This window comes from Leucobacter faecis (assembly GCF_054456635.2).
The window spans coordinates 130,759-145,204 of sequence record NZ_JBTJEP020000008.1; the positions used below are offsets into that span (position 1 = coordinate 130,759).

The following is a 14,446-nucleotide window of genomic DNA, read 5'->3' on the forward strand; positions in this document are numbered from 1 at the left end:
GGGCGCGGCACGGTAACCTTGGGGTATGAGTAATCCACGGGCCGGAAAGGTCGCCGAGCGCATTCAGCAGATCATTGCGAGGCGTCTCGATAAGGGGCTGCGCGATCCGCGGCTCGGCTTTGTCACAATCACCGAGGTTCGCGTCACGGGCGATCTGCAGCACGCGAGCGTGTTCTACACCGTCTATGGCGACGAAGAAGCCCAAGCCGGTTCAGCTGCCGCGCTCAAGGCCGCCACTGGCATGATGCGTAGCGAGGTTGGCAAACAGCTCGGCACGCGGCTCACGCCCACGCTCGAGTTCATTCACGACGAGCTGCCCGAGACAGCGCAGCACATGAACGACCTACTCGCAGAGGCTAAACGTCGTGACGAGGCCGCTGCCGCACTGGCTTCAAACGCCAACTACGCTGGCGAGGCCGACCCATACGTGAAGCCCCGCGACGAAGAGTTGGGCGAATAGCGCACGTAGCCAAGAACTACGGCAGCCTCGCGGTGCCTTCGAACTCGATCAGCAGCCCGTCGGCTTTGAGCGAGTCGTAGGCGCGGCGGGGCTGTTTCTCGTCGCGCACGCCGCCTTCGCGTGCCGCGTCGAGCACGGCCGCCACGGGCACCGCGCCCGCCCGCTCGCGCAGGAGTGCCATGATGCGCCCGCGCACCTGCCGATCGCTGCCCTCGAACTTCGCCTGTCGTGGGCGCTTCAAAGGCGCGTTATCGGGGTACCCGGCACCGCGCCACTCGCACCAGGCCGCCACGGGGCAGCTTGCGCAACCCGGGGCACGGGCGGTGCAGATCACGGCTCCCAGCTCCATCGCGGCCGCGTTGAATACGGCCGCTCGCTCCGGATCAACGGGTAGTAAGGCCGCCATATCCTCGAGATCAGCGGGGGCGGGCATCCCGGCCGCGGCGCGGCCGTGCACGGCGCGTGCGATTACCCTGCGCGTGTTCGTATCGACGACGGGATGCCTGTCACCGAACGCGAACGCGGCGACGGCGCGCGCTGTGTACGGACCGATCCCGGTCAGTGACAGGAGCGCGTCGACGTCGGCGGGAACCTCGTCGTCGTACTCAGAAGCGATCTGACAGGCGGCGCGGTGTAACCAGAGCGCGCGACGGGGGTACCCGAGTCGCCCCCACGCGCGTACTGCGTCACCGGGTTCGGCGGCAGCAAGCGCAGAGGGGGTCGGCCAGCGCGCCATCCACTCGAGCCACCTGGGTCTTACACGGTCGACCTGGGTTTGCTGCAGCATGAACTCCGACACCAGCACGCCCCACGCCGTGGTGTCAGGGCTGCGCCACGGCAGGTCGCGGGCCGAAGCCGTGAACCAGCCGTTCAGTGCGCCCGCAAACTCGTTTTGATCCATCCAGGCCAGTCTACGAGGCCTGCGAGGCTGCGGCAGGTGCGGGAGCCCGCTTCACCGCCGCTCGCAGTACCACGAACAGCATCACGAACGCGGCGGTGAGTAAAATGTGTCCAATGCCTGCGATGCCCGCGATCATTGCGTTTGATTCGAGTCCGAGCACGGTGAGCGTGCCGTGGGTGATCAACATGCCCGCTGTAACAATGAGTCCCGCGTGGTAGAGCCCCAAGAACCAGCGATAGCTGGTACGTGCATGCGACATCGTGAAGAGACGCTCAAGGGCCAAGAAGATTAAGAAAGGAATGAAACCGAGCACGAGCAGGTGAGTGTGGGCGAGTCCGAGCTGGGTGAATGCACCCTCAGGGAAGCCGACGGCTTTCGTGAGTTCGCGATAAAACAGTCCAGACAAGACGCCCACGATCGCGTAGGCGAAGGCTGAGCCGAGCAAATGGTTGAGTGGATTCTTCATGGTTCTAGACTCCGACACACCGCGGCAGCGGGCATCGCCCAAAAGGGTGAGATCCACGGGTTCGCAAGTTTCGCCCGGGTAGGCTGGAGGGGTGCTGAATGACCCCGTAAAACTGCCGCCGCAGGGCGCGATCGTGTTCATAGACAAGGCCCCCGACTGGACGAGCCACGACGTCGTCGCGAAGGCTCGGCGCACGCTGGGCACGCGCAAGGTGGGTCACGCGGGCACGCTCGACCCGATGGCGACGGGCCTGCTCGTGCTCGGTGCGGGGCCCGCGACGCGACTGCTCACGCACCTCGTTGGGCTCGACAAGACCTACACGACGACGATCCGGCTCGGCATCACGACCGTCACCGACGACCGCGAGGGCGGCCGGCTCGAAACCGCGGGCGCGGCCGATGTGGCCCGGGTCGCGGCTGATCCGGATCTCATTGCCGCGGCGATCGCGCGCCTGACGGGCCCCATCGAGCAGTCACCGAGCGCGGTGAGTGCGATTAAGGTCGATGGGCTGCGAGCCTATGATCGGGTGCGAGCGGGGGAGAACGTAGAGCTGAAGGCGCGGCCCGTCACGATTCACGCTTTTGAGGCGGGGCCGGCAAGGCTCTCACAAACCGATGATGGCGTCACCGTGATCGATATTGATGCGACCGTGCGGTGCTCGACGGGCACGTATATTCGCGCGCTGGCACGCGACCTGGGCGCGGACCTGGGCATCGGCGGGCACCTCATCGCGCTCAGGCGCACCGAGGTGGGCCCGTTTCAGGTTGAGGGAAGCACGCCGATTGCTGAGCTCGTGGAAGGCAGCGTGCGGGTACTCGAGTCGCCCGCCGATATTGCTCGCAAACTGTTTCCCGTGCTCGAGATGACAGCAGACGAGACGCGCGACCTGGGGCATGGCAAGCGCTTCGAGGTTGAGGCGTCACGCTGCGCCGACGCCGGGCTCGTGGCGGCTATCGCGCCCGACGGGCGCCTCGTCGGGCTGATTGAGGTTAAGCGCGGCCGCACCCGCGTCGTCACCAACTTTCCGTGGCAGGAGGAGCGCGCGTGATCACCTGGTTTGCGATTGCCATCATCGCGGTGGCGGCGCTGGGCGCTGCGGTGTGCGGTGTGCAGGCGGCACGAAAGCGCGCCCCCAATGACTACACAATGGGGGCGACGCTCGTCGTGGGGCTGCTGCTAGTCGCCCAGATTGTCATTAGTATTGTGGCGCCTTTCACGGGTAATACCGCAGTGGGGGACCCGCTCGAGTTCTGGATGTACCTGATCGTCGCGGCTGCGCTACCGTTTGGCGGCGGGTTTTGGGCGCTCGTGGACCGCACTCGCTGGGCGAATATTGTGCTGGCTGTGCTGCACCTGTCGGTGGCTGTGATGACCTATCGCATGCTCGTGATTTGGGGGTAGCTTTACCTGCTCAATACACGTTTCAGACACGATGGTGTGTCTTGCGCTCTCAATCAATCCTTGAGGGTTTACAATTCTCGGCTTGACTTGCGCGAATCACACCGGTGTAATTATGGGGTGTGACGCATTGCGCCGAACCAGAAAGGAGCGCCCGTTGAGTGAATCACCGCACGCGCCGGTTCCCAGTAACTGGTTTGTAGACCCCGTGTACCTCGGTGTTCCGGGGGTGCCGCAGGCCGATGAAGCACTCGCGTGGCAGGCCGACGCGCTGTGCGCGCAGACCGACCCCGAAGCCTTCTTCCCTGAAAAGGGTGGGTCGACGCGCGAAGCTAAGCGCATCTGCGACAGTTGCGAAGTGCGCTCTGAATGCCTCACGTACGCCCTTGAAAACGACGAGCGGTTTGGCATCTGGGGCGGGCTGTCTGAGCGAGAGCGTCGCAAACTGCGCCGCGACGCGGTGTGACCGCGTCAACCGCACCGATCACGTCGATCGCACCGAGCGCGACGTGACGGTCGCGTGAACACATTCGAAGCACATGACGGCATGGCTTCAGCACGCACACACCAAGATCCCCCTAGACTGGGCCCGACTATGCGCACGAGAGTAACCGCCATTCTGGTCGCCCAGCGGGGCGGTACATGGCTCGAAGAGACCATCGCTGGGATAGCCGCGCAACAAGCGGCCCCCGCAGCGATCATTGCGGTGAATAACGGCGGCGGCAGTGAACTCGCCGCGCAGCTGCTTGATAGCGGCGCAGACCGGGTGATCGGCATCAACCAGCGGGTATCGTTTGGGCGCGCCATCGCGCAGGCGGTCGCTTCGATCGGGGAGGGTCCCACGCTGCCGGTGTCTGACGGCACCGCGATCGAGCCGATTCACGGCGGCCTGCAGCCAGACGAGCAGCCAGGCACAGCCGCGAACGGCGACCCCAATGTCGCTAACGAATGGTTCTGGTTCTTGAGTGAAGACTCATGCCCCGAGCCAGAAGCGCTGCAGGCGATGCTGGGTCGCGTGCAGCGTGCACCCTCAGTGGTGGTCGCCGGCCCCAAGATCGTCGACTGGGACGCCCCAGATCGCATCATCGAGCTCGGCCAGAGCCTCACCCGCTACGGTGCGCGCTGGATGCTGCGGCGGCAAGAACTTGATCAACAGCAGTACGATCACCTCCAAGACGTCATGGGCGTGGGCCCAGTGGGCATGCTCGTGCGCCGCGACGTGTGGGCCGAGCTTGGCGGTTTTGACGCAGCGCTACCCGTGTATGACGACGGACTTGACTTTTGCGTGCGCGCGCGGCTCGCGGGTCACCGCGTTGAAGTCGCACCAGAAGCGCGGGTAAGGTTTGCGCGCAGCGGCGTCGCGGGTCCCCGCATTGACCGCAGTGCGGGCGTGATGCGCGCGGCGCATCGACAGGCGCGCGCCTCGCACCTGCACCGACGCATCACGTACGCACCCGCACCCGTCGCGTTTCTCGAGTGGCTGGGCCTACCGTTGTATGGGCTCGTGCGCGTGCTGTGGGCGCTGATTCGTGAACAGCCGGGCCACATGTTGGGCGAGTTCGTGGCCGCGTTCACCGTGTTTTTCAAGCCACACGCGCTCATCGCTTCACGTCGCAGGCTGGGGCGCGGGTCGAAGGTGGGCTGGGGTGCGATACGCGGGCTGCGTATCGACCCAAAGTCCGTGCGCACCGCGCGCATGATCGACCGCGAAGCCGTGCTCGCCTCAACCGGTCGGCTGCGGCGAGAGCTGCACTTCATTTCCTCGGGAGGGCTTGCCGTCGTAACGGCCGCCGTGGTGGCTGCGATCGCGCTCACCTGGTGGGCGCTGCCCCGCACGAGTCTCGTGGGTGGCGGACTGCTGCCGCTCAGCTCGTTTGGCGAGTTGTGGTGGAACACGCGCATTGTCGACGGCGTCGCCGCAGACCCGTTCACGTGGGTGCTCGCCCTCGTGGGGACGCTCACGTTCTGGAACCCTTCACACGCGGTCGTGCTGCTGCTCATTGTGGCGGTGCCGCTTGCTGCGCTGGGCGCTTGGATTTGGGCTGCCGGGCTTACTGAGTCGAAGGCGGGCCGCGCGCTCGTAGCGCTCGGGTACGCGTTGAGCCCTGTCGTGCTCGGCGCGCTCGCCTCGGGACGACTGCCCAGCCTGATTCTCGCGATCGTGCTGCCCTGGCTGCTGCTCGCGGCGTCGCGCTGCAGGGAATCGTGGAGCTGGGCGGGCACGGCTTCTATGCTCGCTGGCATCGCGCTTGCGGCAGCGCCCACGCTGCTGCCCGCCGCGGTGGTTATGCTTGTCGCCGGGCTTGTGATCTCGGCGCGCGGGATCGCACGCGTGCTCACGACAGCGATCGTGCCGCTCGTACTGTTCGCCCCCAAAATCGCGATCTGCGTGATCGAGGGGCGCGCGCTCGACCTGCTCATTGACCCGGGTGTCACACAGAACTACACCCCGGGCACGACCTGGCACATGTTGCTCGGTTTCGCCCAGTTTGGGCTCGAGGGCTGGGGTGAACTGCTCGACGGCTTTGGCTTTGGCGGGCCCCCCGCAACGCTGCTTGTCGGGCTCATGCTCGCCCCCATCGCGGTGCTCGCGGTCGCGGGCGCCGTCACCGCACAGGTCAAATCGACCGTGTTTCTTACGCTCACGGGCGGCCTCGGCATGATCACCGCGCTCGCGGCTGACCACCTCCGGCTCGTCGTGCTGGGCGACACCGCGGTCGCGCTGTGGGCGGGATCTGGCCTCACGGTCTACTGGCTGTCGGTGCTCGGTCTCGCGGGCCTCGGCGCTACGGCGCTGCGCCGCGCCGCAACTCCCGCGGCTTCGCTCGCGCTCGTGGGAGCGGTCATTGCGATCCTGCCGCTCGGCGCGCAGCTCACGACAGGCCAGGTGCCTTTCGCTGCCGGATCAACCCAGATGCCGGCCATCGTGCGCGCCGCGGGCGAAACCGACCCCGGCGTGCGCACGCTCGTGCTCAAAGCGAAGGCCCCGCACACGGTGCAGGCTGCGCTCGTGACCGGATCGGGGGAGCGGCTCGACCAGATTCGATCGGCCCCCGAAGCGCCCGAGGCAACCGAAGAGGATCTGGCCGTGGCAGACATCACCGCCGGGCTTGCGAGCGAGGGGGGCGCCGACATGAGCGACGCCCTGCGCGAAGCACACATCGGGTTTGTGCTGCTGGGGAACGGCGGCGACGACGTGGAGCGCGCACAACTCCAGCGCGTGTTCGACCAAAATGCGGCGCTTGCCACGTCGAATCTTACCGATCAGGGGCTGCTGTGGCGGGTGACGGACTCGCGTGCAGCGGGCGAGGTGCCGGGCGACAGCACCGAGCAGCTCGACGGCACTTCGATCAGCGGCCACACCATCTGGCTCGGCCAGATCGTCGTGCTGCTGGGTATGCTGCTGCTCGCCCTGCCCACAGGTGAGGTTACGTGGCGGCCCGAGAAGCGCCGCAAACAACCGCGCGCCGCCAAAGTGAGGAAGCGCTCATGACGCACGCAAAGACCCGGCTCGCCGTAGGAATTCGGGCGTCGGTGGGGGCCCTCGTGGTTGCTGCCGCCGCGGGTGCGGTCGTGCTCGTGGGGCTGTACGACGCTCCCACGGTGGAGCGACAGCCGCTCGCGCTCACGGCAGACACGACACACAATACGGCCCGCACTCTCGTGTGCGATGGCGGTTTTGCTGAGCTTGGTGCTGATCCGGCGCAGCCAGATGTCGCGCTGCCCACCGGGGCTCCCGAGATCGCGTATGCGGGGGCCGAAGCAGAGGGCCGTACGCTCGCTCGCGCCGTGGGTGAGCCGGGGCTGCCGCAGGTGTTTACCGCGAGCGGAGAGGCTTCGATCGCGGCCGCGCAGCTGCAGCAGGTATCGACCGAAACCCTGCGTGGAGCCGTCGCGAGCGCGTGCGCCGAACCGCTCAATGAACAGTGGCTCATAGGGGGTGCGACGAGCCTGGGCGTAACAACCACGCTTACAATCGGCAACCCCGGTCTGGTGCCCGCGACCGTGCAAGTGACCGTGTTTGACGAGGCAGGCGAGGTCGACGCGGTGCAAACGGCGGGCGTGATCGTGGCGCCGGGCACGCAGCACACGGTGTCGCTCAACGGGTACGCCCCCGACCGCGCCCGGCTCGCGGTGCGCGTCACAAGCACGGGTGCGCCCGTCACCGCCGCGCTCAGCGTGGGGCACCGCGTGGGACTCGAGTCGTTTGGCGTGTCTTCTGTCGACCGGCAGGCGGTACCCGACACCGAACTTGTGATCGTGGGCGTGGCGAACGCGCCGGCAGACCCCGACGTGCCGAGCGATGCGGGCGAGGGCGACCCGTACCCGGTTACCGTGCGCGCGTTCGCGCCGGGCGGTGAAAGCGGCACCGCCTCGGTGCGCGCGCTCGACGCGAAGGGCCACCTGACCGCGCTCGGCGAGATCGAACTGCAGGCGGGCGCCGTGGGCGAGCTGCTCGTGACGACCTGGCCCGAGGGGGCTGCTGCCATCGAGATGACATCAACCGTGCCCGTCGTGGCGGCTGCGCTCGGGGCCGCGCAAAAGGGCGCAGACCACGACTACGAATGGTTTACCCCCGCCCCGCGAATCGCCGAGGGCGAGCAAGTCGCCGTTCCCGTCGTCTCTGGCGGCGAAGTGTTCGTGGTGCACCCGGGGGAGGGATCGGTCGAGGTGACCGTCACCGATGCAAAGGGTAAGGAGTCGGTGAGCAAACTGTCTGCCGGCCAAGCGAAGGCCGTCAAGGTGCCCGCGGGCGCCGAGCTCAGCGCTACGGGCGACGTGTACGCCGGTGTGCGGTATCTCGAGGGCGCAAACATTGCAGCCTACCCTGTGCTGCCGCCGAGCCAGCGCGACGGCACGCTGACCGTATACACCAGGTAGCGGCGTAGACTGCAACATATGTTTGGTCGCAAGAAATCTGGGAGCGAGCGCGCCAGCGCATCGCGTTCGTCGGTGAGCAGACGGCATGAACGAAGGCCCATTAGGTCGTCAATTACCGGCCCCACGCTGCCGAACCCGCACAGCCGGTTCAACCGATTCGAGGCCGACGCGCGCGGTGCGGTGCACCTGCTGCAGTCCCACTTTCCTGAAGAACTACGCGGGGTGCGCATCGGATTTCAGACGGCTCCCGGGCAAAAGGGCGAGAGCAAGTTTCCTTTGCTCTACTCCATCGACCGCAGCACAAGCACGATCATGATGTTTCGGATGCCCATTCAGCGGGCTCGCGGGCTGCACGTGAACGACGACGAACACCGCCGGTATTTTGTGCAGCACTGCGTGTATCAGGCCGTGTGCGAGTACCTCGGGCGCGAGCCGTGGGAGCTCTTGCCCGGCCACTTCGAGCACTACTGAGCCGCGCCCACGCGCTCACGTTCACCGGTTTCACTGGATTACAGCCATAATGGGACTCATGAGCGCGCGCATCTTGGTGGTTGATGACGACAGGGCACTCGCCGAAATGCTGAGCATGGCGTTGCAGGCCGAGGGTTTCGAAACCGAGCACGCTGCAGACGGCACCGACGCGGTCGAGCTGTTTCGCAGCATGAAACCCGACCTGGTGTTGCTCGACGTGATGCTGCCCGGGCTAGACGGCATTGAAGTGTGCGAGCGCATTCGCACAGAGTCGGGTGTGCCCATCATCATGCTCACGGCGCGCACCGACACCCGCGACGTGGTGCGCGGGCTCGAAGCGGGCGCCGACGATTATGTCGTGAAGCCGTTCAAGTCGGTCGAGCTGATCGCCCGCATACGTGCGCGGCTGCGTGAACCGCAGCAAGAAGCGAGCGAGACGCTGCGCATTGGTGATCTCACGATCGACGTGTCAGCACACGAAGTACGCCGGGGTAACCAACCGATTTCGCTGACTCCGCTCGAGTTTGATCTGCTCGCCATTCTCGCGCGCAAACCGCAGCAGGTGTTCACGCGTGAGGTGCTGCTCGAAAAGGTGTGGGGTTACCAGTACAAAGCCGACACGCGGCTCGTCAACGTGCACGTGCAGCGCCTGCGCGCCAAGATCGAGCAAGACCCCGATCACCCCACCATCGTGGCCACGGTGCGCGGCGTCGGCTACCGCGCCGGCGCCCAAACGGCGTAGTCGTCGTGCCCGCGAGCCGCAACCGCGTGCAACGCACGCTGCGCAGGTGGCGGCTGCGCTGGGTGAAGCTGACACACCCGGTGCTCGGCCCGTTTCGAGCGAAGTGGCGCAGGTCGTTGATGCTGCGCACGATGACGGTGACGGGGCTTGTAACCGGGTTCACGATTCTCGTGGCGGGCGTGTTCATTGTGACGAGCGTGAGCGACGACCTGTACTCGTCGCGCCGCGACCAAGCGCTACAGGACTCGGCTCGCGCCACACTCGCGGCGCAGCGGCAGATCGACGCCTCAGACCGGGGCAGCCTGTCGACGCTGTCTGCGACGGTACGCCGTACGGTGCAAGACACCTCCTCGAGTCAGCTGGTCTACCTGCGCAGGCAGCCCGGGCAGCCAGCGTTTCCCGACGCCCCCACCGCGTCACGCACCAACGACATGCTGCCCGACGCGGTCACGAGCGAACTATCGGCCGCCGTCGCGAACGGTGACGAACCGCAGCTGTGGCAAGCGGTCACGTTTGTGGGCGAAAATGGCGTACCCGCGCCGGGCATCATTGTGGCGTCGACGCTCACGTTTCCGGCCGGGGCAGGCGACTACGACCTGTTCATCGGGTACAGCCTCGCCGACACCCAAGACACGCTCGATTTCGTGCAGCGCACGCTGCTCGCGACCGCCGCAGTAATGATGGCATTCATCGGCATTCTCGTGTGGATCATCTCACGCATCGTGTTTCGCCCGATCAGAGCGGCGGCAGACACGAGCCGCCGGCTGGCCGCGGGCGAGGCGCGGGCGCGCATGCCGCGGCAGAACGACGAACACTTCGACGTGCTGTCTGAAGGCTTCAACAACATGGCAGACACACTGCAGTCGCGCATCCACGAACTCGATCAACTGTCTGAGATGCAGCAGCGATTCGTGTCAGACGTGTCGCACGAACTACGCACGCCGCTCACCACCATTAGGCTCGCGAGTGAAGTGCTCGAGGCCGGATCGGGCGGGCTCGCGCCCGGGCAGCAGCGGGCAATTGAGGTGCTCGGCACGCAGGTTGAACGCTTCGAATCGCTGCTGGAAGACCTGCTCGAAATCTCGCGCTATGACGCGGGGCGGGTGACGGTCGAAACGGAACCCACTAACCTCGTGAAACTGGTCGAAGGAGTCGCTGACGCGCTGCGCCCACTCTCGCCCGGCGAGATCACGGTGAACGCGGTCGGCGGCTACGCGCCCATCGACGTTGACCCGCGCCGCATGCATCGCATCGTGTCAAACCTGATCGGCAATGCGATTGAACACGGCGAGGGCGAGCCGATCATCGTGACTATGGACTCAAACGCGACCGCTGTCGCGGTGACCGTGCGCGACACCGGCATCGGCATGTCTGAAGAACAGACCGTGCACGTGTTTGACCGGTTCTGGCGCGCTGACCCGTCACGCAAACGTACGCTCGGCGGCACGGGGCTCGGGCTCGCGATCGCACAAGAAGACGCTGCCGTGCACGGCGGGCTGCTCGAGGTCTGGTCACGACTGGGCGAGGGCACAAACTTTAGGCTGACCCTGCCCCGCGGCGACGCCGTCAACAGCTTCGTCTCGCCGCTCCCGCTGATACCTGAGGGCTACATCGCCACAGAAACCGATTCGACGGTCACGAGCCGCTGGCTCAAACGCCCGGCACGCCTGATCCGAAGGGAGAAGCGACAGTGAGCACGAAACGACAGCTTCGAAAGATCCGGATCATGTGCCTCGCGGCGGTCGCGGCGCTTACGACCGCGCTTGCCGGGTGCGCAGCGATCCCGGGAGCTGGGAAGGTCGAGGTGGGCCTCACCGACCTCGAACAGGCCGAGCAGTACTACCAGTTCACAGCGGCCGGGCCAGAGATCGACGCGAGTCAAGAGGACGTGGCGCGCGGGTTTGTAGCGGCCGCGGTGTCGAGCGCAGACAACTACGCGGTGGCGCGTGAGTTTCTCGCCAACGACTACGCCGCGCAGTGGGACCCGTATTACGGGGTGCTGGTCGATGAGGGCGCGCGAACGTTTCGTGCCGACGGGGACACGGCGGGGGTGCTGTCGCTGAGCGCGACCGCGAAGATCGATGCTGCCGGTCAGATGCTGCCGGTCGAACCGGGGCCCGCAACGGGCATGCGGTTTGAGTTTGATCGGGTCGGTGGTCAGTGGCGTATTTCATCGGCGCCGAGCGGCATCATTCTCGACAAGAGCACGTTTTTGTCGATCTGGACTGAACAGCAGCTGTACTTCGTGGGCGCGAGCCGGGTGCTGGTGCCGCAAACGCGATGGTTCATCGCGCGAGCCGCGCTGCCGACCGAGGTGGTCACCGCGCTCGTGGCGGGGCCGACGGAGGGAATGCGTGAGAGCTTTAAGAGCGGGTTTCCCGCCGGTACGTCGCTGATCTCAAAGTCAGTGCCCGTCGTCGACGGTCGCGCACGCATTGATATGAGCCCCGAGCTACTCGAAGCGAACCCGCAAGAAATTGCGGCGATACGCCAGCAGCTCAAGTACAGCCTGCAGGGCATACCCGGCGTGAACGGCTTTGAGCTGCTGGTAGAAGGCACGCCGCTGCGCGAGCGAGGCGGCGGCATCGACCCCAGACAGGTGAAAGAAGTCGGTGTTCCCGCGGTGCTTGTGGACGGCGAGCTGGGTGAGCTTTCGGCGGGTGAGTTTGTGCCGATGCAGGGGTTCGCCGACCGCGTTGAAGCGCTGCGCCCGCGTGCCATCAGTCTGTCTCTCGACGGCACGCGCGTGGCCGTGCTCGGCGATCAGGGGGTGACACTGCTCGACGTCGACAGCGCTGAGCTGGCTGACGGCCGAGCGAAGCAACTCGCCCCGTCGATCGATCTGTTCGGGTACCTGTGGACAGCCACGCCCAAGGGGCAGCTGCTGGCCACGGGAGCAGACGGTACTCCCATCTCGATTGTGACGCCGTGGCTTGAGGGGCTCGAGGTCACGGCGGTGCGGCTCGCCCCCGACGGCGCGCGCATCGCAGCGCTCGTGGACAGCGAGCACGGCGCGCAGCTACTGCTCGCCGGTATTGTGCGTGACGAAGCCGGGGCGCCCGTGCGCACGACAGACACCGCTGAGACCGCGATGTGGGTGACCGGTGACCCCGTCGACTTCGACTGGGTGGGTGGGGCACGCTGGGCGGTGCTGTCACGAGACAGCTCGACAACTAAGGTGACCAGTGGCGGCCCGGGGCGGTTCGACGAAGCGCAGGGATCTGTGCCGGGAGGCGTGCTGGTCTCGGGTGGCGGCGCCCGCCCGCAGCTGCGCGTGCTCAGCGACAGCGGCGAGCTGTATGCCCCACAGGCGGCCGGGTGGCAGCGGGGCGACGACGAGATCGAACTGCTCGCAAAGCGGGGGTAGCGACAGGTTATCCACAGATTTCTCGAGTGCGCCCCGCTCGCGTCACGTGCTGGGCACACTGGGAACATGAGGAGAGCGCTTGAGGCCTGGGCACGCGCTCGGGCACGCTTCGCGGCAAGCTGGGTCGCACGCGACCTGCTGCCCGACCTTGCCGCGCTCGTGTGGCCTGTCGCCTGCGCCGGCTGCGGAGCGGCCGATCGCGCGCTGTGTCATACCTGCCGAGAAGAGCTCGCGAGCGCGCGGCCGTTCACTATTGAAAGTACCCTCGCGCGGGTGCCCGCCTACGCGCGTGGGCCCTACCTTGGCGTGCTGCGCGAGACGCTGGTCGCCTACAAGCACGGTGGCCGTGCCGGTTTTGCGCGGCCACTGGGTGCGCAACTTGCGCACCCGCTCGCGGCCGCCCTGCGGCACGCGTCATCGCCCCCGCTCATCGTCGCGGCGCCCTCACGCGCGGCGCGGGTGCGAGCGCGTGGATTTCGCCACGTCGAGACGGCACTCAAGGTCGCCCTGCAATCCGTTCCGGATCCGGCGCGACACGTGCGTGCGCTGCGGCCTGCCCGCGGGCGACGCGGGCAGGTGGGCCTCGAAGCGGCGGCACGCGTGCAAAACGCGGCGCGCGTGGCCGTGCGGCACGAGTTTCTTGACGTCGTGCGCGGCAGAGACGTGATCGTGGTCGACGACATCTTGACGACGGGAGCGACGGTGCGGGCGGCGTGCGACGTGCTCACGGCCGCAGGGGCGCGGGTAGTCGCGGTCGCAGTGTTGGCCGCCGTGGCGTACGAGGGAACGCCCGAGAATACTTAGGGTGGCACGCGGTGCGTCTGGTGGAGTAGCATTCGTGAAAGGCGTAACGGTGCGCTAGATCGGCCCACCCGCCTGAGTCATTTGGGAGGTCACCATGGACGTGCACATCCGCGGCAAGAACGTCGGTATCACGGATCGTTTTGAAGACTATGTCGGCACAAAGTCGGAGAAGGTGGCTGGCCTGCTGCCCAAGGCTCAGAAGTTCGAGGTGCGCGTGTCGCGCCAGAGCGATCGCAGCCCGCAGCACGGTGATGTCGTTGAGATCACGCTCATCGGACCGGGACCGGTGATTCGCGCAGAGTCGGTCGGCGGCGACAAGTACACCGCCTTCGATATCGCGTATGGCCGAGTGCTCGAGCGCATTCGTCGTCTCAAGGACCGTCGAGCAGATCGCCGCGGCCGCGGCCGCACCTCACTGGGTGACGCAGCTACGGCAGGGTTCGACATGGTCGACGTTACGCCGGCGCCGCTTGAAGTCCTCGAAGCGGTGGCGACGGGCGCCGTGCCTGTCGTAACGGGCGAAGCCCCCGACGAGCAGTACAACCCCGTCGTGATTCGCTCAAAGGAGTTTCCGGCCGAGCGCCTCACTACCGAGGACGCGGTCGACCAGATGGAGCTCGTCGGCCACGACTTCTTCCTCTTCATCGAGGTCGAGACGGGCAAGCCGAGCGTCGTCTACCGCCGCAAGGGGTGGAACTACGGCGTGATCTCGCTCAGCGAGTAGCAGATGTGAACGTGCCCGGGTTGTGACGCGCGTCCAACCCCGGGGCGGGGGCGGTCTTCGGACCGCCCCCGTTTTTTATGCCCAGGCGAATGCGGCTTTTGCCCCGCATCCGTTGCACCGAAGATCGACTCCTCTGGCAAAGGGGGCGTGGGGGGGGGGGGGGGGGGGGGGGGGGGGGGGGGGTGGGGGGGGGGGGGGGGGGGGGGGGGGGTGGTGGGGGGGCGGGGTGGGG

General features: G+C 66.6%; 14 protein-coding genes. 12 read left to right on the forward strand and 2 right to left on the reverse strand.

From position 1 onward, the window contains the following. Positions 1-25 precede the first annotated feature (25 nt). Positions 26-460: a 30S ribosome-binding factor RbfA gene (rbfA, locus tag ACXR2T_RS08560; protein ID WP_458811985.1), complete on the forward strand. Its 435-nt coding sequence runs from the start codon at positions 26-28 to the stop codon at positions 458-460. 16 nt (positions 461-476) lie between these two features. Here the strand turns inward: rbfA and ACXR2T_RS08565 are convergent, their stop codons facing one another. After that, entirely contained in the window at positions 477-1,361 is an 885-nt protein-coding gene (locus ACXR2T_RS08565) for an HhH-GPD family protein (protein ID WP_458838391.1), read from the reverse strand. Positions 1,362-1,371: 10 nt separating this feature from the next. Further along, on the reverse strand, positions 1,372-1,827 hold the full coding sequence (locus ACXR2T_RS08570; protein WP_458811979.1) for a DUF2871 domain-containing protein: 456 nt from the start codon (positions 1,825-1,827) through the stop codon (positions 1,372-1,374). A gap of 91 nt (positions 1,828-1,918) precedes the next feature. Between ACXR2T_RS08570 and truB the strand changes: the two genes are divergently transcribed. From truB to hpf, 11 genes are all read left to right on the forward strand, one after another. Next, positions 1,919-2,875 (forward strand): tRNA pseudouridine(55) synthase TruB, encoded by a 957-nt coding sequence (truB, locus tag ACXR2T_RS08575; RefSeq protein ID WP_458838392.1) that lies wholly within the window; start codon positions 1,919-1,921, stop codon positions 2,873-2,875. Further along, positions 2,872-3,228 (forward strand): hypothetical protein, encoded by a 357-nt coding sequence (locus ACXR2T_RS08580; RefSeq protein WP_458838393.1) that lies wholly within the window; start codon positions 2,872-2,874, stop codon positions 3,226-3,228. Before truB ends, ACXR2T_RS08580 begins: the two co-directional genes overlap by 4 nt. Positions 3,229-3,340: 112 nt before the next feature. Next, positions 3,341-3,691 carry a WhiB family transcriptional regulator gene (locus tag ACXR2T_RS08585; protein WP_458838399.1) on the forward strand — a complete coding sequence of 117 codons (351 nt, stop codon included), beginning with the start codon at positions 3,341-3,343 and terminating at the stop codon, positions 3,689-3,691. 129 nt (positions 3,692-3,820) lie between these two features. Next, entirely contained in the window at positions 3,821-6,718 is a 2,898-nt protein-coding gene (locus ACXR2T_RS08590; RefSeq protein WP_458838394.1) for a glycosyltransferase, read from the forward strand. Continuing rightward, positions 6,715-8,106, forward strand: coding sequence for a DUF5719 family protein (locus ACXR2T_RS08595; protein WP_458838395.1), 1,392 nt, complete (start codon positions 6,715-6,717; stop codon positions 8,104-8,106). The genes ACXR2T_RS08590 and ACXR2T_RS08595 overlap by 4 nt, the downstream gene beginning before the upstream one ends. 18 nt (positions 8,107-8,124) lie before the next feature. Beyond that, positions 8,125-8,577, forward strand: a complete 453-nt coding sequence (locus tag ACXR2T_RS08600; RefSeq protein ID WP_458811961.1) for a metallopeptidase family protein — start codon at positions 8,125-8,127, stop codon at positions 8,575-8,577. Positions 8,578-8,635: 58 nt separating this feature from the next. Then, entirely contained in the window at positions 8,636-9,319 is a 684-nt protein-coding gene (gene mtrA, locus ACXR2T_RS08605) for an MtrAB system response regulator MtrA (RefSeq protein WP_458811958.1), read from the forward strand. A 5-nt stretch (positions 9,320-9,324) separates the two neighbouring features. Continuing rightward, on the forward strand, positions 9,325-11,013 hold the full coding sequence (gene mtrB, locus ACXR2T_RS08610; protein WP_458838396.1) for an MtrAB system histidine kinase MtrB: 1,689 nt from the start codon (positions 9,325-9,327) through the stop codon (positions 11,011-11,013). Further along, complete coding sequence (locus tag ACXR2T_RS08615; RefSeq protein WP_458838397.1) at positions 11,010-12,686, forward strand: LpqB family beta-propeller domain-containing protein; 1,677 nt, start codon at positions 11,010-11,012, stop codon at positions 12,684-12,686. The genes mtrB and ACXR2T_RS08615 overlap by 4 nt, the downstream gene beginning before the upstream one ends. A gap of 66 nt (positions 12,687-12,752) precedes the next feature. Then, complete coding sequence (locus ACXR2T_RS08620; protein WP_458838398.1) at positions 12,753-13,490, forward strand: ComF family protein; 738 nt, start codon at positions 12,753-12,755, stop codon at positions 13,488-13,490. Between the two features lie 94 nt (positions 13,491-13,584). Further along, positions 13,585-14,214, forward strand: a complete 630-nt coding sequence (gene hpf, locus ACXR2T_RS08625) for a ribosome hibernation-promoting factor, HPF/YfiA family (protein WP_458811946.1) — start codon at positions 13,585-13,587, stop codon at positions 14,212-14,214. Positions 14,215-14,446: the final 232 nt, after the last annotated feature.